At 74.0% G+C, this 21614-nt stretch carries 19 protein-coding genes and 2 pseudogenes; 16 read left to right on the top strand and 5 right to left on the bottom strand.

The window, feature by feature from the left end; genetic code table 11:
- Positions 1–9: 9 nt before the first annotated feature.
- Positions 10–216 carry a hypothetical protein gene (locus ACN27D_RS05070; protein WP_120568661.1) on the bottom strand — a complete coding sequence of 69 codons (207 nt, stop codon included), beginning with the start codon at positions 214–216 and terminating at the stop codon, positions 10–12.
- A gap of 85 nt (positions 217–301) precedes the next feature.
- Between ACN27D_RS05070 and ACN27D_RS05065 the strand changes: the two genes are divergently transcribed.
- Positions 302–823 (top strand): DinB family protein, encoded by a 522-nt coding sequence (locus tag ACN27D_RS05065; RefSeq protein ID WP_120568662.1) that lies wholly within the window; start codon positions 302–304, stop codon positions 821–823.
- A gap of 4 nt (positions 824–827) precedes the next feature.
- Here the strand turns inward: ACN27D_RS05065 and ACN27D_RS05060 are convergent, their stop codons facing one another.
- On the bottom strand, positions 828–1688 hold the full coding sequence (locus ACN27D_RS05060; RefSeq protein ID WP_421498620.1) for a carbohydrate kinase family protein: 861 nt from the start codon (positions 1686–1688) through the stop codon (positions 828–830).
- A gap of 83 nt (positions 1689–1771) precedes the next feature.
- Here ACN27D_RS05060 and ACN27D_RS05055 point away from each other — a divergent pair.
- The 3 genes and pseudogenes from ACN27D_RS05055 to ACN27D_RS05045 all read left to right on the top strand — a co-directional run.
- Positions 1772–2209: pseudogene (locus tag ACN27D_RS05055) on the top strand (ATP-dependent helicase); the annotation flags it as partial.
- A 177-nt stretch (positions 2210–2386) separates the two neighbouring features.
- Positions 2387–5053, top strand: a pseudogene (locus ACN27D_RS05050) (DEAD/DEAH box helicase); the annotation flags it as partial.
- On the top strand, positions 5050–6045 hold the full coding sequence (locus ACN27D_RS05045; RefSeq protein ID WP_421498619.1) for an SWIM zinc finger family protein: 996 nt from the start codon (positions 5050–5052) through the stop codon (positions 6043–6045). The pseudogene ACN27D_RS05050 and the gene ACN27D_RS05045, both read left to right, overlap by 4 nt.
- A gap of 12 nt (positions 6046–6057) precedes the next feature.
- Here the strand turns inward: ACN27D_RS05045 and ACN27D_RS05040 are convergent, their stop codons facing one another.
- Entirely contained in the window at positions 6058–6315 is a 258-nt protein-coding gene (locus tag ACN27D_RS05040; protein WP_252454679.1) for a DUF3040 domain-containing protein, read from the bottom strand.
- 448 nt (positions 6316–6763) lie between these two features.
- Between ACN27D_RS05040 and ACN27D_RS05035 the strand changes: the two genes are divergently transcribed.
- The 5 genes from ACN27D_RS05035 to ACN27D_RS05015 all read left to right on the top strand — a co-directional run bounded on the left by ACN27D_RS05035 (position 6764) and on the right by ACN27D_RS05015 (position 13038).
- Positions 6764–8812 (top strand): DUF1800 domain-containing protein, encoded by a 2049-nt coding sequence (locus tag ACN27D_RS05035; RefSeq protein ID WP_421498618.1) that lies wholly within the window; start codon positions 6764–6766, stop codon positions 8810–8812.
- Positions 8813–8826: 14 nt separating this feature from the next.
- The gene (locus ACN27D_RS05030) at positions 8827–10200 is read left to right on the top strand and encodes a DUF1501 domain-containing protein (RefSeq protein ID WP_421501110.1); all 1374 of its coding nucleotides are present in this window, start codon (positions 8827–8829) and stop codon (positions 10198–10200) included.
- Positions 10197–11612: a ferric reductase-like transmembrane domain-containing protein gene (locus tag ACN27D_RS05025; RefSeq protein WP_421498617.1), complete on the top strand. Its 1416-nt coding sequence runs from the start codon at positions 10197–10199 to the stop codon at positions 11610–11612. Before ACN27D_RS05030 ends, ACN27D_RS05025 begins: the two co-directional genes overlap by 4 nt.
- Positions 11613–11626: 14 nt before the next feature.
- The gene (locus tag ACN27D_RS05020; RefSeq protein WP_358172489.1) at positions 11627–12223 is read left to right on the top strand and encodes an FMN-binding protein; all 597 of its coding nucleotides are present in this window, start codon (positions 11627–11629) and stop codon (positions 12221–12223) included.
- 92 nt (positions 12224–12315) lie between these two features.
- Positions 12316–13038 carry an FAD:protein FMN transferase gene (locus ACN27D_RS05015; RefSeq protein WP_358172751.1) on the top strand — a complete coding sequence of 241 codons (723 nt, stop codon included), beginning with the start codon at positions 12316–12318 and terminating at the stop codon, positions 13036–13038.
- 459 nt (positions 13039–13497) lie between these two features.
- Here ACN27D_RS05015 and ACN27D_RS05010 read toward each other — a convergent pair whose 3' ends face one another.
- Complete coding sequence (locus ACN27D_RS05010; RefSeq protein WP_120568671.1) at positions 13498–14169, bottom strand: bifunctional DNA primase/polymerase; 672 nt, start codon at positions 14167–14169, stop codon at positions 13498–13500.
- Between the two features lie 252 nt (positions 14170–14421).
- Here ACN27D_RS05010 and ACN27D_RS05005 point away from each other — a divergent pair, with 252 nt between their 5' ends.
- The 7 genes from ACN27D_RS05005 (at position 14422) to mctP (ending at position 21088) form a co-directional block, all read left to right on the top strand.
- A complete protein-coding gene (locus ACN27D_RS05005) occupies positions 14422–15651 on the top strand; it encodes a helix-turn-helix domain-containing protein (protein ID WP_421498616.1) in 1230 nt (409 codons plus the stop codon).
- Complete coding sequence (locus tag ACN27D_RS05000; protein ID WP_334461549.1) at positions 15648–16229, top strand: flavoprotein; 582 nt, start codon at positions 15648–15650, stop codon at positions 16227–16229. The genes ACN27D_RS05005 and ACN27D_RS05000 overlap by 4 nt, the downstream gene beginning before the upstream one ends.
- A 92-nt stretch (positions 16230–16321) precedes the next feature.
- Positions 16322–17179 carry a Nif3-like dinuclear metal center hexameric protein gene (locus ACN27D_RS04995; protein WP_334461551.1) on the top strand — a complete coding sequence of 286 codons (858 nt, stop codon included), beginning with the start codon at positions 16322–16324 and terminating at the stop codon, positions 17177–17179.
- Complete coding sequence (locus ACN27D_RS04990; protein ID WP_120568675.1) at positions 17169–17906, top strand: zinc ribbon domain-containing protein; 738 nt, start codon at positions 17169–17171, stop codon at positions 17904–17906. The genes ACN27D_RS04995 and ACN27D_RS04990 overlap by 11 nt, the downstream gene beginning before the upstream one ends.
- A gap of 5 nt (positions 17907–17911) precedes the next feature.
- Positions 17912–19063 (top strand): bifunctional RNase H/acid phosphatase, encoded by a 1152-nt coding sequence (locus tag ACN27D_RS04985; RefSeq protein ID WP_421498615.1) that lies wholly within the window; start codon positions 17912–17914, stop codon positions 19061–19063.
- Positions 19064–19190: 127 nt separating this feature from the next.
- Entirely contained in the window at positions 19191–19433 is a 243-nt protein-coding gene (locus tag ACN27D_RS04980; RefSeq protein WP_013475661.1) for a DUF3311 domain-containing protein, read from the top strand.
- Entirely contained in the window at positions 19433–21088 is a 1656-nt protein-coding gene (gene mctP, locus ACN27D_RS04975) for a monocarboxylate uptake permease MctP (protein ID WP_120568678.1), read from the top strand. Before ACN27D_RS04980 ends, mctP begins: the two co-directional genes overlap by 1 nt.
- Positions 21089–21132: 44 nt before the next feature.
- On the opposite strand, the gene ACN27D_RS04970 is transcribed toward mctP, so the two are convergent.
- Complete coding sequence (locus tag ACN27D_RS04970; protein WP_121683530.1) at positions 21133–21600, bottom strand: MarR family winged helix-turn-helix transcriptional regulator; 468 nt, start codon at positions 21598–21600, stop codon at positions 21133–21135.
- Between the last annotated feature and the right edge of the window lie 14 nt (positions 21601–21614).

Raw genomic sequence — 21614 nt, 5'->3', positions numbered from 1 at the left:
GCCGGGCCGTCAGACCGCCGGGCCGCGCCAGGCGTAGACCCACTCCCCGCCCGGCTCGTGGTCCGACTCCAGCTCGTAGATCTGCGCCTCCGCGAGGCCCTTCGACCCGAGGTGGTGGTGGGTCAGCGGCGGGCGGCCGTTGACGTCCAGCTCGACGGTCACGGTCTCGCCGTCGGCCGCGCCGCCCACCAGAGGGATCTGCACCGTGGAAGCCATGCGCCCATCCTGCACCGGCCGGCCCGCCCGCGCAGGGGATCACGCGGGGCAGCGAACCGGACACGCCGCGTACTAGGGTCCGGGGATGGCGCACCCGACGATCGATCCGGCACTCGGTCCGGTCATCGCCCGCACGGGCGACGAACGGGCGATCCTCGACGCGTTCCTCGACTTCCACCGAGCCAACGTGCTGCGCAAGGCGCGCGGCCTGACCGACGCCGACGCCGCCCGGCGTCTGGTGCCCTCGCTGACCACCCTGGCCGGGCTGCTCAAGCACCTGGCCCTGGTCGAACGGAACTGGTTCCGCTGCCTGTTCGCCCCGGAGCCGGGCGACGTCTACCTCACCTCCCAGGCCGAAGCCGACGCCAGCTTCACGCTGGGCCCCGGCGAGACGGTGGAGGCGCTCGCGGCCGCGTACGAGGCGGCCTGCGACCGCTCCCGCCGGGTCGCCGCGCGGTTCGACCTCGACCACGTGGTGCCGCACCCGCAGCTCGGCGAGGTGTCGCTGCGCTGGGTGCTGGTGCACCTGATCGAGGAGACCGCCCGGCACGCCGGGCACGCCGACATCCTCCGCGAGCTGACCGACGGCGAGACCGGCGCGATCTGAGGGGTCACTCGCGGGGCAGCAGCCCGTCCGGGTACTCCATCCCGTCGTGCGTACAGGCGGCGGCGGCCACCCGGGCGGCGTACCGGGCCGCGTCGAGGACGCCCGCGCCGCGCAGCCGGGCGGCGATCACCCCGGCCGCGAACGCGTCCCCGGCGCCGTTGGTGTCCACCACCGGCCCGGGCGGGGCGGCGGCGGGCACGTGCGCCGGCGGGGCGTCCGGCGTGTGCAGCGTCGCGCCGGCCGCCCCGCCGGTGACCAGCACCGTGCGCGGCGCCAGCCGGGCCGCCTCCGCCGCGGCGCGCTCGCCGAGCCGTGTGTCGCTGACGAAGACCAGGTCCGCGATCCGGGCGAACGGGCGGTGGTAGTCGTTCTCGCCGTCCCAGTCGTGCAGGTCGGTGGAGACCGACGTGGCGGCACGCAGCACCGCCAGCGAGTCCCGGGCCCAATCCATGATCGACAGGTGGACGTGGGTGGCCTCGGCGACGAGCGCGGCGAGCTCCGCCTCGCCGAACGGCGCCGGCCCCGACCAGGGACGCGGGTCGTGCAGCGACATCCGCCGCCCGTCCGGGTCGACCAGGTTCACCGAGCGGCGGGTGCCGGCCGGCGCGTCGGCGAGCGTGGTCCGGATCGAGGTACGCGCCAGCGCCGCCCGCACCACGTCACCGGCCGGGTCGGCGCCCAGCGCGTCGACGAGCGCCACCCGTAGGCCGAGTGCGTGCGCGGCCAGCGCGACCCCGGCGCCGGTGTTGCCGATCCGCATGTCGATCGGCGGTACCAGCAGCGAGTCGGCGACGGGCGGCGGCAGGGCGGGCACCTGGACGCGTACGTCCACGCCGAGCCCGCCGATCACGAGAAGGTCGACCATGGCGCCGACGATAGCGACGCCCGGCGGCCTATCCTGACTCCCCGGGCGCCGTCTTCCGGCCCCGGCGTCGGCGAGGGGGAGCAGTGCTGGTCATCCACGGGTTGTGGCTGCCCGGCGCCGGGCTCGCCCTGTGGGCCGAGGACAGCTCACTCCCGGCCCGCGCGCCCCGTCGTCCCGGCCGCGTCCCGCGCGAGCGCCCGCACCCGTTCGCCGCCGGTCACGCCACGCTCGCCGCCGCGCTCGGCGTGCCGGGGGAGCCGATCTCCGTACTGCTGGACCTGCCGACCCGGGCCGGCTCGCCGCTGGACTCGCCGGAGCTGGTCCGGGCCACCGTCGGGGAACCGGTCCGCGGCCCGGTCACCCGCGCCGGATGGCGGGCGCCCGCCCTGGGGTACGCCCCGGACGACGCGTACGCGCTGCTGCGCGCGCCGATGCCGGGCCCGGTCGGGGCGAGCCTGCGGCACCTGTGCGAGCTGGCCGACTTCGCCGCCGACCTGGTCGTACGCGGGCGGCTGCTGCCGGTCGCGCTGGAGGCGTACCCCGGCGGTGTGCCCGGGTTGGCCGGGACCGGCGGGCGGGCCTCGGCGCGGCGGGTGCCGGCGGCCTCGGGCACGGCCGGCTCGGGCGTGGCGGGTGCGGCACCGGGCGTCGCCGGGTCCGGGCGGCGGTTGCGAGTCGTGGGCGCGGACGACGTGGCGACCGGGTGGGCGCTCTGGCGGCCGCTGCTCACCGGCACCGACGCGACCTGGGCGCGTGACCTGGCGATGGCGTTGCCACCGGCGGCTCGCGCCGCCCGGGAATGGCGGCCCGAGCCCTGGGGTGCGCCGGTGGCCGGCGCGGCGGCACCGGTCGGGGCGGGCGATCACGGCGCGGCGGGCGGTCCGGCGGAGGACGCGTGGACCGGGCGGGCCGGCGACATCGGGGCGGCTGAGCTGGTCGCGGAGGCGCTGGACGGGCTCGTCGACGCGGCCGCCCGGGTGGCGCTCGCCGGCAACCGGCTGCACCGGGGGATGCGCCCGGTCGGCGCGGTGCCGCGCTGGCTGGCCGCGCTCACCGGCCCGGAACGCGCCTTCCCGGCCGAGCCGGCCGCGCTGGCCACGCTGCGCGAGGAACTGGACGCGTGGCAGCGCGACGCCGCGGGCGGTGCGGTGCGGGCCACGTTCCGCCTCGTCGAGCCGGCCGTCGACCCGGTCGCCGAACTGGTCGAGGACGCCGTCTGGCGGGTCGAGTTCGGCCTGCACCCGGCCGACGAGCCGGGCCTCGTGGTGGACGCCGCGCACATCTGGCAGCGGCCCGCGCCGGCGCTCGCCGCCCGTGGCGTGGAGCCGCAGGAGACGCTCCTGGCCGAGCTGGGCCGGGCCAGCCGGCTGTGGCCCGAGGTGGACGCCGCGCTGCGCACCGCCGCACCCGAGGGCATGGAGCTGGACGCCGAGGGCGCGCACCGGTTCCTGCGCGAGGGCGCCCCGGTGCTGCACGCGGCCGGGTTCGGGGTGCTGCTGCCGTCGTGGTGGCGACGTTCCTCGTCCCGGCTGGGCGCGCGGTTGCGGGCGCGCAGCCGTACCGCGCCGGGCGCGGTCGCCACCACCGCGGGGAAGCTGGGGCTGGACGCGCTCGTCGACTACCGCTGGGAGCTGGCGCTCGGCGACCAGCCGCTGACCGCCGAGGAACTGGCGTCGCTGGCCGACCTGAAGTCGCCGTTGGTCCGGCTGCGTGGCCGGTGGGTGGAGCTGGACCCGCAGCGGCTGGAGGCCGGGCTGAAGCTGCTGCGGTCCTCCGGCGAGCTGACGGTGGCGGACCTGCTGCGGATGGGACTGTCCGGGGACGACCGGGCCGGTGAGTTGCCGGTGCTCGACGTGGTCGCCGACGGCGCGCTGGGCGAGCTGCTGGCCGGTGAGGCGGAGCGGCGGCTCACCCCGGCCGACCCGCCGCCGGGCTTCGCCGGGACGCTGCGGCCGTACCAGCGGCGCGGGCTGGCCTGGCTGGCGTTCCTCCAGTCGCTCGGTCTCGGCGGGATCCTCGCCGACGACATGGGCCTGGGCAAGACCGTGCAACTGCTCGCGCTGCTCGCCGGTGACCCGCCGGAGGCCGGGCCGACACTGCTGGTCTGCCCGATGTCGCTCGTCGGCAACTGGCAGCGGGAGGCGGCGAAGTTCGCGCCCGGCCTGCGCGTGCACGTGCACCACGGCGCCGAACGTGCCCGGGGCGAGGGTTTCGCCGCCGCCGTGCAGGAGGCGGACCTGGTGCTCACCACGTACTCGGTGGCCGCCCGGGACGCGTTCGAGCTGGCCGGCATCGACTGGCACCGGGTGGTGGTGGACGAGGCGCAGGCGATCAAGAACGCCGCGACCCGGCAGGCCGAGGCGGTCCGGTCGCTGCCCGCGCGGCACCGCGTCGCGGTCACCGGTACGCCGGTGGAGAACCGGCTCGCCGACCTCTGGTCGATCATGCAGTTCGCGAATCCGGGGCTGCTCGGACCGGCCGCGACGTTCCGCAAGCGCTTCGCCGAGCCGATCGAGCGGCACGGCAACGCCGAGGTGGCCGAGCGACTGCGCCGGATCACCGGCCCGTTCGTGCTGCGCCGCCTCAAGACCGACCCGACGATCATCACCGACCTGCCGGAGAAGCTGGAGATGGAGGTGGTCTGCAACCTCACCGCCGAGCAGGCCGCCCTCTACCGCGCAGTGGTCGACGACATGATGGCGAAGATCGAGTCCAGCGACGGGATCGAACGGCGCGGGCTGGTGCTGGCCACCATGACCCGGCTCAAGCAGGTCTGCAACCATCCCGCCCAGCTCCTACACGACGGCTCCACCCTGGACGGCCGGTCCGGCAAGCTGGAACGCCTCGACGAGATCGTCGACGAGGTGCTGGCGGCGGGGGAGAAGGCGCTGCTGTTCACCCAGTACGCCGAGTTCGGCGGCATGCTGCGCGGGCACCTGTCGGCGCGTACCGGCCGGGAGGTGCTGCTGTTGCACGGCGGCGTCGGCAAGGCCGAACGGGACGCCATGGTGACCCGGTTCCAGTCGCCGCAGGGCCCGCCGCTGTTCGTCCTGTCGCTCAAGGCCGGCGGCACCGGGCTGACCCTGACCGCCGCCAACCACGTGGTGCACGTGGACCGGTGGTGGAACCCGGCCGTCGAGGACCAGGCCACCGACCGGGCGTTCCGCATCGGACAGCGCCGCCGCGTGCAGGTACGCAAGTTCGTCTGCGCCGGCACCGTCGAGGAGAAGGTGGCCGCGATGATCGCCGACAAGCGCAGCCTGGCCCGGTCGGTGGTGGGCAGCGGCGAGCAGTGGGTCACCGAGCTGTCCACCGACACTCTGCGCGACCTGTTCCGGCTGGAGTCCGGGGCGGTGGTCGAGTGAGCCCGGCCGACCGGTTCGAGGACTACGGGCCACCGCTGCGGGTCGAGGGCGGCCTGCGGGCACGCAGCACCCGGGGCGCGATCGGGCAGTCCTGGTGGTCGCGGCGGTTCATCGAGGTGCTGGAGTCGTTCGCGCTGGGCTCCCGGCTGACCCGTGGCCGGGCGTACGCGCGCCGGGGGCAGGTGCTCCGGCTGGACGTGTCGCCGGGGACGGTCACCGCCGAGGTGCAGGGCTCCCGGCCGCGTCCCTACCCGGTACGGATCGGGCTGGCCGCGTACCCGGAGGAGACCTGGCGGCGGATCGAGGCCGAGCTGGCCGGGCAGGCGTTCTTCAGCGCCCGGCTGCTCGCCGGTGACCTGCCGGCCGAGTTGGAGGAGCTGTTCACCGAGGCGGGCGCGCCGCTGTTCCCGGCCGCGATCGGCGAGCTGGACCAGAGCTGCGGCTGCCCCGACTTCGCGGTGCCGTGCAAACATCTGGCGGCCACGTTCTACCTGCTCGCCGAGGCGTTCGACGCCGACCCGTTCCACCTGCTGCACTGGCGCGGCCGGTCCCGCGCCGAGCTGCTCGACCGGCTGCGTACGCTGCGCGGCGCCGGCGACGTGGACGGGACCGGCGGACCGGCGACGGACCACGGTGGACGCGGAGACGCGGACGCCGGGCCGGAATCGGCCACGGGCGCGACGAACGGTGTGCCGGTGGTCGGCGCGGCGCGCGCCCTGGCCGGGTTGCCGGCGGTCGAGCCGGACGCCGAGCTGGACCGGTTCTGGCTGGCCCCGGTGGCGCTGCCGGACCGGCCGCCCACGCTCGCCACCGGCCCGGAGCTGCTGCTGCGTCAGCTCGGACCACCCGGGGCCGCGGTCGGCGGGCCGGGCCTGGCCGAACGGCTGCGGCGGGCGTACCGGGAGTTCGGCCGCGGCGAAGCCGCGCCCCCCAGGGAGTTCGGCCGCGGCGAAGCCGCGCCCCTCAGGGAGGCCGACGACGGGGAACGGTGAGCGTCCCCGCCGCTACAGCAACCGGCGGCGGAAGCGCCACATCACCGCGGCGTTGGCGACGAGCACCACCGCGCAGATCGCCCCGGCCAGCCGCCCGACGAGCACTGTCATCGCCGGCAGCGAAGCCCACAGCACGATCGTCAACAGCATCATGTACCGGCCCCGGCGGCCCTTGATCCGGTTGTCCAACCGGGCGAAGAAGCGTGGATCACTCTCCCGCAGTTTGCGGGTGATCTGTTCGAACCTGCGCTGATCCTCTTGGCTGAGCATGGCGGTGCCTTCCCCTCACGGCTTCAGCGGTTCGGCGGCATACCCGCATCGGAGGCCGGTCACGCGCCGCCGCTGCTGCTGTTTCGCCGGACCGGACAGGCGGAACGAGGTTCTCAGCGCAGGCTTATCCGTACCTTAAGTTTCGGTGAGGCGGTGAACGCTCCCGGCGGTGTCGGGCCGGTGCGAAACCTCGCATCCGGGCGGTGCGCGCCCGGGTCGGCCCTGCTCCGGGGGCCGCCGCGCCCCCGCCGCCGCGACGGGCCCTGCCCGGCGGGCCTGAGCACCGTCTTAAGTGCGCTCACGGGCGCATTCGGCGTGCCTTGAGCGGCCGGGACGGCATGGCTACTTTCCCGTAGGCAACTTCTCCGGCAACCGTCGCCGCCCCTGCGCCACCCGACCCCCATCGGGTGGCAGGCGTGCCGGCGCTCGAAGAAAACGGGATAGGTACATGGCCGACCTGAACGTGCCACCGCGTCGACCCCGGGACGACCGCGGCTGGGACGGATACCAGCACCCCCATCCGGACGGGTACCGCGATCCGCACGCCGCGCCGTACACCGGCGGTAACCCCGCGTCGGGCCCGCAGTGGGTAGGGCCGAACGGCTTCGCCCCCGCGGCACAGACCCCCGCCGGCTACCCCCAGCCCGGCGGCTACGCCCAGCTCGCAGGCGGGTACGGCCCGCCGCCCGGCGGCGGACTGCCCGACCTGGACGACGACGGCGACGAGGCCCCGAAGCGGGGCCGCCGCCGGGCGCTCGCCACCCTCGGTGGCGCCGTGGTGGTCGCCGGTGGCGCCGCCCTGGCCATGTCCCCGCAGGTGCGCGGCCTGTTCAGTGACGCGCCGGCCGGTGACGCCACCGGCACGGTCACCACCGACGGCAACGCGGCCCGGCCCAGCGGGCAGCAGCCCAGCACGGTACGGACCTACACCGAGCAGAACGAGAGCTACATGGGCTCCCGGGCCGGCGAGGCGCTCAAGCGCAACGCCCCGTCCGGTGGCCGGCTCTACGGCAGCCCGGCCGAAGCCGCCGCGGCGACCAAGGTGACGGTGAAGACGGTCCTCGCCAAGGATCCGATCCGGCACCTGTTGAGCCGGACCACCTTCGGTCCGACGACGAAGATGATGGCCGAGGTCAAGCGCGTCGGCATCGACGACTGGCTGCGTGAGCAGCTCCAGCCGGAGAAGATCGCCCCGACGAAGGCCGAGATGAAGCTGGCCGAGCTGCAGTCGCTCAAGCTCAACCCGACGCAGCTCCGCGACCAGCGCGAACAGCTCAACGAGAAGGGCGTCGACCCGGCCCGGGAGACGGTGGACGCCACCATCGCCCGTCAGATCTGGTCCGACCGGCAGCTGTTCGAGGTGATGGTCGACTTCTGGAACGACTTCCTGCACGTCGCCGCCGACTTCGACGGCGGGGAGAACTACCGCAACGCGTTCGACCGGGACGTCATCCGCAAGCACGCGCTGGGCAGCTACCCGGAGATGCTCGTCGCCGCGAACAAGCACCCGGCGCTGCTGCTCTACCTGAACCAGGTCGACTCGCGTAAGGACGCGGTCAACGAGAACCTGGCCCGGGAGAACCTGGAGCTGTACTCGGTGGGCGTCGACGGCGGCTACACCGAGAAGGACGTCCGCCAGGCCGCGCTGCTCCAGACCGGACGCGGTGTCGCCGACGGCAAGTACAAGTTCTTCGCCGAGCGGCACTACCTCGGCAAGGTGAAGATCCTCGGGTTCAGCCACGCCAACAACTCCGACGACCCGGTGGCCGCCGACAAGGTCATCGACTCGTACATCCGCTACATCGCGATGCACCCGTCGACCGCGCGGTACGTGGCACAGAACCTCGCCACCCGGTTCGTCTCCGACACCCCGCCGAAGTCCGTGGTGGACCGGCTCGCCAAGGCGTACACCACCAACAAGGGTCAGATCCGCCCGGTGCTGGCGACGCTGTTCAGCTCCTCGGAGTTCTGGGCCGCGATCGGCCAGAAGGTACGCCGCCCGATGGAGTACCTGGTCGCCACGTACCGGGCGCTGGGTGTCTCGCCGGAGGCGGCCCCGGACTACTCCGGCGACAACCGGCGTACCCCGTTCGCACAGGGCCTGCGGCAGATCCAGGACAAGATGCGCGAGCTCGGGCAGTACCCGATGGGCAAGCCCACCCCGGACGGCTACGCCGACGTCTACCTGGCCTGGACCTCGGCCGGCACGATGATCGACGGCTGGAACGAGGCGGGTGACCTGATCGCGGGGTACCGCAAGCAGTTCACCTTCGCCAAGCCGGAGAAGCTGGTCGCGAAGCCGCCGGCCACCGCCGGGGCGTACGTGGACGCGCTGGCCCAGCGGCTGGTGCAGCAGAAGCTCAGCGCCAAGGAGAAGAAGCTGGTGCTCGCCGTGGCCGGTGTGTCCGAGAGCGCCAAGGTCGACGCCACCTTCAACGGGGCCATCGCCGCTGTCGCGCGGACGATCCTCGCGTCCCCCCAGCACCACCTCCGGTGAGGCATTCGATGGAGATGACCGTGAACCCGTACCCCCTGCACCCCGAATGCCCCGACCTGCGGCGGCTGGCCGACAACCCGGCCGAGGCGCTGCTGCGCGCGGAGGCGGACATCGTCGCGGCCGAGAACGCGGCCGAGGCCGACCGGTACCGCCGGCTGGAGGAGGTCGAGGAGGCGCAGCAGGACGGCCGGGGCGTCACCCGGCGTACCTTCGTGGCCGGTGCCGCCGCGACCGCGACCGCGCTCGCGACCGCGCAGTTCGTCACCACGTCGGCGTCGTTCGCCGCGACCAAGACCGGCACGCTGATCCACGTCTTCCTCTACGGCGGGCTGGACGGGCTGAGCCTGGTCGCACCGGCCGACGACCCGGTGCTCGCCAAGGCGCGCCCCGACCTGCTGCTCGGTGACGACTCGCTGGCGCTTGCCCGCGGCTTCAAGCTGACGAGCGCGTTCGCGCCGCTGGAGAAGTGGCTCAAGGCCGGGCAGCTCGGCTTCGTGCCGGCCGTGTCGGACCCGCGGCTGTCCCGCAGCCACTTCCAGGCCGCCGACGCCTGCAATCTGGGCGGCCTGCCCGGCGAGACCGGCGGCCGGGGCTGGCTGGACAGCCTGGTCGACTCGCTCGGCAAGGGCACCGCGTTCCGCAGCGTCGGCATCGGCAGCACGCTGCCCCGCTCGCTGGTCGGCGTGAACGGCGCGATCTCCCTCAACAGCGTCGGCGACCTGCGGCTCAACGGCGACGACAAGTTCCGGGCGGCCACCGAGAAGGCGATCCGCGGCCTGTTCACCGGCATCAACCACCCGGTCGAGGAGGCGGTGCAGGAGGGGATGGGCGCGCTGGCCACCGCGCAGAAGCTCGCCGCCAAGCCGTACGCCGCCGCCGAGGGCGTCGAGTACCAGGGCGTCGGGAACGCGTTCAAGCAGCTCGCCCAGCTCATCAAGGGCGGCGCGAACGTGCGGGTGGCGACGGTCGGCATGGGCGGCTACGACACCCACGAGAACCAGGGCACCCGCGAGGGCGGCCAGCTCTGGCGGCGACTGAACGAACTCGCAGGCGCGATGGCCGCGTTCTTCACCGACCTGGGCGACCGGTCGGCGGACGTGACCATCATGGTGTCCAGCGAGTTCGGCCGGCGGGTCGGCTCGAACGGCGGCGGCACCGACCACGGGCACGGCGGCGTGGTCACCGTGCTGTCCGGCCGCAAGCTGGCCGGTTCGCTGCTCGGCACCTGGAACGGACTGGACAAGCTGGACAGCGGCGACGTGCCGGAGTACAACAACATGTTCAACGTCTACGGATCGGTCGCGCAGGGACGCTTCGGCCTGACCACCGCCCAGGTGGACAAGGTCTTCCCCCGGCAGAAGTTCACCCCGGTCAAGATCTACGCGTGACGTACCAGGACACCCGCGCCGCCGGCCGCCGTACCGGGCATCCCGCCCCGTACGGCGGCCGTCCGGCTGCCCCCGTACCTCCGGGTCGTCCGCGTCGCGGACCCGGCGGCCGTCGTGCGCTGGCCGCGGTCTTCTGGCTGGGCCTGGTCGCCGCGGTCCTGCCGTGGTGGCTGGACACCCCGGCCGGTTCGCTCGCCGACACCGCCGACCTGCTGACCGCGGGCGGGCGGATCACCGGCCTGATCGCCGGCTACCTGCTGCTGGTGCAGGTGCTGATGATGAGCCGGCTCGGCGTGCTGGAACGCGCGCTCGGCGGCGAGCGGATCTCCCGGCTGCACCGGGACCTCGGCGCGACGCTGCTCGTGACGGTGCTCGCGCACATGTCGCTGCTGGTGGTCGGCTACTCCCGGCAGGAACGCAAGACGGTGCTCGGCGAGGTCGGCGCGCTGCTGACCGACTACGAGGACATGGTCTCCGCGTTCGTCGCCGCTGGCATCCTGGTCGCTGTCGCGTTCACCGCGGTACGCGCCGTGCGCCGACGCCTGCCCTACGAGCTGTGGCACCTGATGCACGCCGCCAGCTATCTCACGCTGCTGCTCGGGTACGCGCACCAGTTCAGCAACGGCGCGCAGCTCTACGAGCCCGGGCCGGTGCGTACCGGCTGGATCGCCGCGTACCTGCTGGTCGTGGCCGCGCTGGTGTGGGGCCGGGTGCTCGCGCCGCTGGTGTTCAACCTGCGGCACCGGCTGCGCGTCGCCGACGTGGTGGCGGAGAGCCCGGACAGCGTCTCGGTCTACCTGACCGGGCAGCGGCTCAACCAGATCGACCTGCTCGGCGGGCAGTTCTTCCGCTGGCGTTTCCTCAACCCCGGCTGCTGGTGGCAGTCGCACCCGTTCTCCGTCTCCGCCGCCGCCAACGACCGCTGGCTGCGGATCACCGTCAAGGTCGTCGGCGGGTACACCGCCGAGCTGCGCGACCTCACGCCGGGCACCCGGGTCTGGGCGCAGGGCCCGTCGGGCACGTTCACCGCCGCGCACCGCACCCGGGAACGGGCGCTGCTCATCGCCGGGGGCAGCGGCATCGCGCCGCTGCGGGCGATGCTGGAGGAACTGCCGCCCGGCGCGGCGCTGGTCTACCGGGCGCGTACCCCGGCCGACGTCCTGCTGCACCAGGAGCTGGACTGGCTCGCGCAGGCCCGGCAGACGTCCGTCTGGTACGTCGTCGGCCGCCGCGACGACCCCGGCCCCCGCCAGGTGATGAACCCCGAGGGCCTGCGTCACCTCGTGCCCGACCTGACCCGCCGCGACGTCTACCTGTGCGGCCCCGGCGGTTTCGTCGACGAGGCGGTCGCCGCGCTGCGGGCGGCCGGCGTGCCCCGCCGCCAGATCCACCTGACCGCGTTCGAGCTGTAGGAGAGGCATCATCCATGCGTCGCGCGCTGCTCGCGATCACCGGCCTGGCCGCCGGCACCACCGCACTGGTGGTGCTCAAGGGCGCACCGGGCGCCGGGCAGGTCACGCCGGACGTACCGGCCGCGCTGGCCCCGGTCGTGCCCGGCGGTTCGGCCGCGCCCGAGCCGCCGTCGCCCACCGGCTCCGCGCCCGGCGGCGTCACCCCGTCGCCGCGCGCCTCGTCGAAGCCCACCCCGAAGCCGTCCGCCGACCGCAGCGCGGCCAGCCGCGGCGGCACCCGCACCCGCACCACACCGGCCGCGCCGCGGACCACCACCAGCGCGCCGAAGGTCACCACCCGCACGGTGACCGGGCCGTCGGTCACCTACGAGTACGGCTCGCTCCAGGTCCGGATCACGCTCAGCGGCAGCCGGATCGTCGACGCCACAGGGATCGGACTGCCGCTGGGCGGGCAGTCCGGGCAGCGCAGCGACGACGTGCAGGCCCGCTACAGCGGCACCTCCGGTGAGGTGGTGGCCCGGCAGAGCGCCAACCTGAGCACCGTGTCCGGGGCCACCTACACCAGCACCGCGTACAAGCAGTCGTTGCAGGCCGCGCTGGACAAGGCGTGACCGTCCCGGCTCACGCCGGTGCCGGTGCCGGTGCCGTCGTCGTCGGTCCCGGTCCGTCCGCCCGGCCCGGCCTGCGCCGGGTCGAACAGATCATGGGTACGGCGATCAGCCTCGACCTGGCCGACGACCTGCCCTCGGAGACCCTGCACGAGCTGGCGGAGGACACGTTCGGCTGGCTGCGTGAGGTGGACGCGCGGTTCAGCACGTACCGGGACGACAGCGAGGTGTGCCGGGTCGACCGGGGCGAGCTGCGACCGGCCGACGCCTCCGCCGACCTGCGGGCCGTGCTGGCCGCCTGCGCCGACCTGTGGACCGCCACCGACGGGTTCTTCGACGCGTACGCGACGGGCCGCCTCGACCCGTCCGGCTACGTGAAGGGCTGGGCGGCGCAGGTCGCCTCGGACCGGCTGGTGGCCGCGGGCGCGCCGAACCACTGCGTGAACGCGGGCGGCGACGTGCGGGTACGCGGCCACGACGCGACCGGTGAGCCGTGGCGGATCGGGGTGCGGCATCCGTGGGACGCGGCGGCGACCTGCCTGGTGCTGACCGGCACCGACATCGCGGTCGCCACCTCGGGCGTGTACGAGCGCGGCCACCACGTGCTGGACCCGCGCCGGGGCGTACCGGCGACCGGTCTGCGTTCGGTGACGGTGGTGGGCCCGGATCTGGGCGTGGCGGACGCGTACGCGACGGCCGCGGTGGCGATGGGCGAACCCGGCCTGGCGTGGCTGGACCGCCTGCCGTCCCCCTGGCGGCACGCCGTGGTCACGGAGGAAGCCCACCTGCACCACTCCCGCACCCTCCCGCCTCCCTGACCCCCTCGCCCTCCGCCCTGCTTTTTGCCCCGTCGATCATGAAGTTGGCGCCACCGCCGCCCGGCGTGTCGCACCGCCAACTTCATGGTCAACAGCGGGGACGGGCGGGGTGGGGCGGGCGGGGAGGGGGTCAGCGGAGAGGGCGGTGGAGGATGGCGGGGCGGGAGCCGGTGGGGCGGGGGCGGCCGGGGCGTACGCCCAGCGGCCGGGTGAAGGCCCACGGGTGCACGCGGCGGCGGGGCCGCGCCGGCTCGGTACCGCCGGTGTGGCGGGCAGCGTCGTCCCTGGACATGGTCAAACCCCCGCTCTGGCGCACACGCGCCTTCGCCAGGGACAACGAGTCCGGTGCCGGGGAGGTCGCTGTCGGCCACCCGTCCGGGTCACCGGACCCGCCGTGACCAGGAGGACCCTCGGCATCGGGGGGCGCCGCCGCAGCAGCTCCGGCCGGGTGCCGGGAGGTCAGCGGCCCCGGCGGGGCAGCGGGAGATGGCCGGGGAACAGGTCGGCGCCGAGCGTCACCCCGGCCGCCCGTAACGCGGCGATCAGCGCGTTCTGCACCAGGTAGGAGTCGGGAAGCTGCCAGCGGGCCTGCTCCGGGGCGACCGCCCAGCGCACCGTCCCCTCGGGCAGCCGGGTCGGCGGGGCGGGGATCCACGAGCCGGGTCCGTGGCGTACCACGTGGAAGCAGTGCTCCAGCTCGGGCCGCAGCGGGTCGCCGGGACGGACCAGGAACATCCAGCGGCCGGTCGGGGTGACCAGCGCGGGTCCGCGTACGCCGAAGCCGGCGGGATGCGTGGCGACCGCGTCCAGGACCTGCCGGCCCAGGTGGGCGGCCACCTCGAGGACGTCGAAGGCGCGGCCGGTGGGCAGCAGGATGCCGTGCGGGCGGCTGCGCCACCAGGTGGCCACCCGGGCCGGGTCGGCGCTGGCGGCGTGCTCCCAGTCCTCCAGCGCCGGGTGGCAGCCCACCGTGGGACAGCCGGCCCGGCCGCAGACGAAGCGGCTGTTGGCCAGGCAGGCGCCGGGGGTGACCGGCCAGCCGTGCAGCGCGTACCGCACCGCGATCCGGCGTAGCCGGACACGTTCCAGCGGTGACAGGTGTGCGACGCGCGGTCGGACGTTCCTCCACATGTCTGCCGTCCCCCCTCTGGTCCCGCCGGGACCGTCCGTCAGCCGGACCGTCCACGGGCCGAGACCGTCCACAAGCCACACGTCGAAAGCCGTCACTGCCGTAACCCACGCTCGTTGAGGTGACTAACGGTCGGTGCAACTTGCACGAAAACTACGAGAACTGGCTGGACGGTGGACGCACAACCTGTGCGATCGGCGCGAGCCTGAGGGACGTGGGGGACCGGCCGGCGCCGTGAGGGGGAGGGAGCGGGAATGGACGAACTGCCCATAGGCCGGCGGGTGGCGTACTGGCGGAGCCGCCGCAAGATGTCCCAGCAGGTCTTCGCCGACCGGCTCGGCAAGTCCAAGAGCTGGGTGGACAAGGTGGAGCGCGGCGTCCGCCGGCTGGACAAGTTCTCCGTGCTCTACGAGATCGCCGACATCCTCCAGATCGACGTGCAGCTGCTGCACGGCAAGGACCCGGAACGGCGTGCCGACGCGCTCAACTGCATCGACCAGGTCGAGGTGGAGGAGATCCGCACCGCCCTGGAGCGGTACGACTCGATGAGCGCCTACTTCGACGCGGCGCCCTACCCCCCGCCGCTGGCCGACATGCGCAAGGCCGTGAACCACGCCTGGCTCACCTACCAGTACGGCCGGTACGGCATGCTCACCCGCGCGCTGCCCAAGCTGCTGCGCGACGCCCAGGCGGCGGACGCCGGCTACGCCGCCGACGACCAGGTACGCGAGGCCGCCCACCTGCTCGGGCAGGTCTACCAGATCGCCTCCTCCGTGCTGCGCAAGCTCGGCGAGTGCGACCTCGCCTGGCTCGCCGCCGACCGGTCGATGGCGGTGGCCCAGCGGGCCGACGACCCGCTGCTGGCCGGCATCGCCACCACCAGGGTGTGCAACGCGCTCGTCGCGATGGGCCGCCCCCGCCCGGCGCTGGAGCTGAACGTCCGCATCGCGGGCCGGCTCGCGCCCGGCGGCGACAACGACGTCAAGCCGGAACGGCTCTCCGTGTACGGCATGCTGCTGCTCCAGGGCGCGATGGCCGCCGCCCGGATCGGCGACTCGGCGACCGTTGACGACCTGCTCGCCGGCGCCGACGAGGCGGCCAAGCTGCTCGGCGGCGACCACAACCACTACTGGACCTCGTTCGGCCCGACCAACCTGGAGTTGCACCGCGCGGCGGCGGCGGTCGAGCTGGGCGACGGCGGCCGGGCGGTGGAGACCCACATGCGGCTGGCCGAGCCCGCGTTCAACGCGCTGCTGCCGGAGCGGCGCGCGCACCACCTGCTCGACCTGGCCCGGGGCTACTCCCAGATCGGTGACGTCGCCAACGCCGGGGACATGCTGCTGCGCGGCGACCGGCTCGCGCCCTCCGAGATCCGGTGCCGGCCGATAGCGCACGAACTGATGTCCGAGATTCTCCGTCGCACACGTGGTGCGCCGCCTCCGCCGATCGCGGAGTTGGCTGAGCACATGGGAGTCGGAGTATGAGCGGTCCGGAGACCGCCAACGGGCACCGGCGGGTGCTCTACGTCATCGCCTGCGGTTCGCCGCTGGCCCGTCACGTCGGCCGGCTGGTCGACCTCGCCCAGCGGGAGGGCTGGACGGTCTGCGTGGTCACCACGCCGGACGGCGCGAAGTTCGTCGACCGGACGGAGCTGGCCCGGCAGACCGGCCATCCGGTCCGTACGCACTACAAGAACCCGGGTGACCCGGACGTGCTGCCCCCGGCCGACGCCCTGCTGGTGTGCCCGGCCACCGTCAACACGATCAACAAGTGGGCGGTCGGCATCACCGACACCCTGGCGCTCGGCCTGCTGGTCGAGGCGCAGGGAATGGGGGTGCCGATCGCTGCCGTGCCGTACACGAACGAGGCGATGGCCGCGCACCCGGCGTTCCGGGCCAGCCTCGACCGGCTGGGGCAGTGGGGCGTCCGGGTGGTCTTCGGCGACCACGTCGTACGCCTGCACCCGCCCGGCACGGGGGAGCGGCGCGCGGACGCCTTCCCCTGGGACGCCGGCCTGGCCGCCCTGCGCGGCGCGGACCGGCCGGTCGCCCCGGTCGGCTGACCCGCGATGGCCACGGCCCCCGGCGGACGCCGGGGGCCGCGCCCGGCGGCGGTCGGCGTGTACCGGCCCGGACGCCGGTAAGCTGGCCGCCCGTGAGCACAACCGTCGCCGACGTCGTGGCCGCCCTGGACCGTCGCTATCCGCCCGCCTGGGCTGAGGAGTGGGACCGCGTCGGCCTGGTGCTGGGCGAGCCCGGCCACCCGGTGCGCCGGGTCGCCTGCGTGGTGGACGTGGTCCCGGAGACCGTGGACGAGGCGCTCGACGCCGGCGCGGACATGATCGTCGCGCACCACCCGCTGCTGCTGCGCGGCGTCTCCTCGGTGGCCGCCACCACGTACAAGGGCCGGATCGTGCACCGGTTGATCAAGGCGGATGTCGCGCTGCACGTGGCCCACACCAACGCCGACGTGGCCGACCCGGGGGTGTCCGACGCGCTCGCCGCCCGGTTCGGGCTGACCGGGCTGCGCCCGCTGCACCCGCCCCGCCCCGGCTCGCCCGCCGCCGGTCCCGGCCGGGGCATCGGCCGCATCGGCGAGCTGCCCACCCCGATGACGCTCGCCGAGCTGACCCGGCTGGCCGCCGCCGTGCTCCCGGTCACCGCCTGGGGAGTTCGCGCCGCCGGGGATCCCGGGCGTATGGTTCGTACCCTCGCCGTCAGCGGCGGCTCGGGGGACGGCTTCCTCGCCGAGGCGACCGCGGCCGGGGTGGACGCGTTCCTCACCGCGGACCTGCGCCACCACCCGGCCGGGGAACACCTCGCCGCCGGTGGCCCGGCGCTGCTGGACGCCGCCCACTGGGCGACGGAGCGACCCTGGCTGGACGACCTGGCCGCCTACCTGGCCGCCGAGCTGGACGTCGAGACCGTGGTGTCCGACCTGGACACCGACCCGTGGACCGTGCACGCCGCCGCGCCCCGGCCGGACGACAAGGAGCCCCGACGTGAAGGCTGACCCGAAGGTGCAGCGCCGCCTGCTCGACCTCCAGGCGATCGACACCGCGCTGGCCCAGCTCGCGCACCGCCGCCGCACCCTGCCGGAGCGCGCCGAGCTGGAGGCGCTGGCGCGTGAGCTGTCCGCGCTGGAGGACGAGCGGGTCCGCGCCCAGGTGGCGGTCGACGACCTGGACCGCGACATCGCGCGGATCGAGAAGGACGTCGACCAGGTGCGGGCGCGCAAGAGCAAGGACGAGGCCCGGCTGGCCTCGGGCAGCGGCCCGGCCCGGGAGCTGGAGGCGATCCAGCACGAGCTGGTGTCGCTGAACCGCCGGCAGAGCGACCTGGAGGACGCCGAGCTGGAGCTGATGGAGCAGCGGGAGACCGCGCAGGGCGTGCTCGACGGCGTCGAGAGCCGGATCGCCGAGGCCCGCGAGCGCCGCGCCGCGACCGAGCAGCGCCGCGACGAGACCCTGGCGGAGATCGCCAAGGAGGAGGAGTTCAAGCGCACGGCCCGCCAGCCGCTCGCCGGTGACCTCCCGGCGGACCTGATCGGCCTCTACGACAAGATCCGCGAGGACACCGGCATGGGCGCCGCGCTGCTCACCGGGGGCCGCTGCGGCGGCTGCCGGCTGGAGATGTCCGGCGCCGACCTGGCGCGCATCCGCAAGGCGGACCCGGACGACGTGGTCCGCTGCGAGGAGTGCCGGCGGATCATGGTCCGGACCAACGAGTCGGGACTGTAGCCGCCGTGGCGGTGCGCGCGGTCGTGATCGAGGCCGACGGCGGCTCCCGGGGCAACCCCGGTCCGGCCGGCTACGGCGCCGTGGTCCGGGATCCGGAGACCGGCGAGGTGCTGGCCGAGCGGTCGGAGTCGATCGGTACGGCGACGAACAACGTGGCCGAGTACCGGGGCCTGATCGCCGGGCTGGAGGCCGCCGCCGAGCTGGGCGCGGCCGAGGTCGAGGCGCGGATGGACTCCAAGCTGGTGGTCGAGCAGATGTGCGGCCGCTGGCAGATCAAGCACCCCGGACTGCGTCCGCTCGCCGCCCAAGCGGCCGGGCTGGTCAGCCGCTTCACCGCCGTACGGTTCACCTGGGTGCCGCGGGAGCGCAACCGCCACGCCGACGCCCTGGCCAACGCCGCGATGGACGCCGCCGCGTCCGATGCGGCACCGGCCGGCGCCGGGAAGGCCGCGGCGCGGGAGGCGACGGTCGTCCGGGCCACCGGCACCGACCCGGCCACCACGCCCGCCTCCTGGGAGCCGCGCCCGACCGAGGAGGCCACCCGGCTGATCCTGGTGCGGCACGGCGAGACCGAACGCACCGTGCAGAAGCGCTACTCCGGCCGGGGCGACGTGCCGCTCACCGAGCGCGGCCGGGCCCAGGCCCGGGCCACCGCCGCCCGGGTGGCCGCGCTGGCGCCGTCCGTCGCCGCCGTCGTCAGTTCCCCGCTGTCCCGGTGTGCGGCCACCGCCGAGGCGGTCGCCGCGCAGGTCGGCAACCCGCCGGTACGCACCGACGACGACCTGATCGAGTGCGACTTCGGGGTGTGGGAGGGGCACACGTTCGCCGAGGTACGCGAGGGCTGGGCGGCCGAGCTGGACGCCTGGCTCGCCTCCACCCGGGTCGCGCCGCCGAAGGGCGAGTCGTTCGTGACAGTCGCCGAGCGGACCGGGCGGGCGGTCGACCGGCTGCGGTCGGCGTACCCGGGGGAGACGGTCGTGGTGGTCTCCCACGTCTCGCCGATCAAGCTGGTGCTGCGCGACGCGCTCGCCGCCGGCGACGCGTTCCTGCACCGGCTCTACCTGGACACGGCGGGCATCTCGGTGCTGGACCTGTACCCGGACGGCGGCGTCGCGGTCCGCTCGGTCAACGACACCTCGCACCTCACGGACGTCTGACGGCCGCTCGGCGCATGCCGGCGGCCGTTCGGCGCATCGACATCACCCGATCGGACGTGACCCCCGTCACAGGGTCGTAGCCTCCGGCCGTCACATGGCCCGCTACGAATGCCCGGAGGGGTGTCACATGTCCGCACCGGAACCGGAGGCGCTCGACACGGCGCGATCCAGGGCGAAGGACAAGAGTCCCTGGAACTGGTTGCTCTTCATCCCGATCGTGGTGCCGCTGATCCCGGCACTGTTCAACGCCGACTCGCCCCGGCTGTTCGGGTTCCCGCGTTTCTACTGGCTGCAACTGGCCTGGATCCTGCTGGGCGTCGGCACCACCACGCTGGTCTACCAGATGACCAAGAAGCGGGGTGACCACTGATGTGGCGGGACCACCTCACCGAGATCATCGTCTTCACACTGCTGTTCCTGCTGGTCAGCGCCATGGGTTTCGTGGCGGCCCGGTGGCGCAGGCCGACCGACATGGCCCACCTGGACGAGTGGGGTCTGGGCGGTCGCAGCTTCGGCGGCTGGATCACCTGGTTCCTGGTCGGCGGTGACCTCTACACCGCGTACACGTTCGTGGCGGTCCCGGCGCTGATCTTCGGGGCCGGCGCGGCGGGCTTCTTCGCGGTGCCGTACACGATCGTCATCTACCCGCTGGTGTTCCTGGTGCTGTGCCGGCTCTGGTCGGTCTCGCACCGGCACGGGTTCGTCACGCCCGCCGACTTCGTCCGCAACCGGTTCGGCTCGCCGATCCTGGCGCTGCTGGTCGCGATCACTGGCATCGTCGCCACCATGCCGTACATCGCGCTGCAGCTGGTCGGCATCGAGGCGGTGCTCAAGACCATGGGCGTGACCGGGGACAGCGCGCTGGCCCGGCACCTGCCGATCATCATCGCGTTCGCGATCCTGGCCGCGTACACCTATCAGTCCGGGCTGCGCGCGCCGGCGCTGATCGCGTTCGTCAAGGACTCGCTGATCTACATCGTGATCCTGGTCGCGGTGATCTGGCTGCCGTACAAGCTCGGCGGCTGGGGCGCCATCTTCGACGCCGCCGACGCGAAGTTCCAGGCGTCACCCGCGCCCGGCGACGGCATCCTGCTCAACCAGAACAACCAGATCCAGTACGTGACGCTGGCGTTCGGCTCGGCGCTGGCGCTGTTCCTCTACCCGCACAGCATCACCGGCGTGCTGGCCAGCCGGAACCGCGACGTGATCAAGCGGAACATGTCCGCGCTGCCCGCGTACAGCCTGCTGCTCGGGTTGATCGCGCTGCTCGGCTACATGGCCATCGCGGCGAACGTGAAGCCGCTGCCCGGTGCGAAGGAGGGCACGACCGACGGCAACACGGTGGTGCCGCTGCTGTTCGACCAGCAGTTCCCGGACTGGTTCGCCGGGGTCGCGTACGCGGCCATCGGCATCGGCGCGCTGGTCCCGGCGGCGATCATGTCGATCGCGGCGGCGAACCTGTTCACCCGCAACATCTACAAGGAGTACCTGAAGCGAGACGCCACCCCGGCGCAGGAGGCGAACGTCTCGAAGATCACTTCGCTGGTGGTGAAGGTCGGCGCGGTGGCCTGCATCGTCTTCCTGGACCCGCAGTTCTCCATCGACCTCCAGCTCATCGGCGGCGTGATCATCCTCCAGACGCTGCCGGCGGTGGCGCTGGGCCTCTACACCCGCTGGTTCCACAGGGGTGCGCTGATCGCCGGCTGGGCGGCCGGCATGGGCCTGGGAATGTGGATGCTGTACCAGATCGGCAACCCGGCGACCGGGAAGAAGCACTTCGCCGGGTCGGCGTTCCCGCTGGAGAAGTTCGGCTTCGACACGCCGAAGACCATCTACGTGGGCATCGTGGCGGTGCTGGTGAACCTGGTGGTGGCCGCGCTGCTCACGCTGGTGCTGCGCGCCGCGAAGGTGGCCGACGGGCCGGACGGCACCACGCCCGACGACTACTTCGCCGACGAGGGCGACCCGCGCGTCACGCCCGGCGCCGACCGCGACGCGGACTCCGCGCGCGAGCCGGTGGCGTAGGGGAGGCGGGCCCCCGTCCGCCGGGCGGGGGCCCGCAACGCGCCTCAGCGGCGGCGGTTGCGCGCGTCGAGCGCCTCGTTGAGGCGGTGCAACATGTCCGCCAGCGTCTCCCGGTCCGCCTCGGGCCAGGCGGCGAGGATGTCGCCGTACAGCCGGGTGCGGGCCGCCCGGACGGCGGCCATCCGCTGGAGTCCGGCCGCCGTCGCGGAGATCACCGTGCCGCGCCCGTCGGCCGGGTCGGGGGTACGGGAGATCAGCCCGTCGCGCTGGAGCGCGGAGACCTGCCGGGTGACGGTGGAGCCGTCCAGGTTCAGCCGCGCGGCCAGCGCCGAGACGTTCTGCGGGCCGGCGGCGTCGAGGTGCCGCAGGATCACGTACGCGGCGCGGTCGAGCAGCCGGTGCTCCATCGTGCCGGTGCCCCGGCGGGTGGCCTCGCCCAGGCGCATCAGCAGCGCGACCTCGGTTTCGATCCGGCCGAGGGTGACCTCGGCGGCGTGGACGTCCTCGCTCATAGCTGTATGATACA

Source organism: Micromonospora sp. WMMD1274 (assembly GCF_049179035.1).
Lineage (GTDB): Bacteria > Actinomycetota > Actinomycetes > Mycobacteriales > Micromonosporaceae > Micromonospora > Micromonospora tulbaghiae.
Note: the sequence above shows the minus strand (reverse complement) of the source record. Positions and strands in the feature narration are given on the sequence as shown.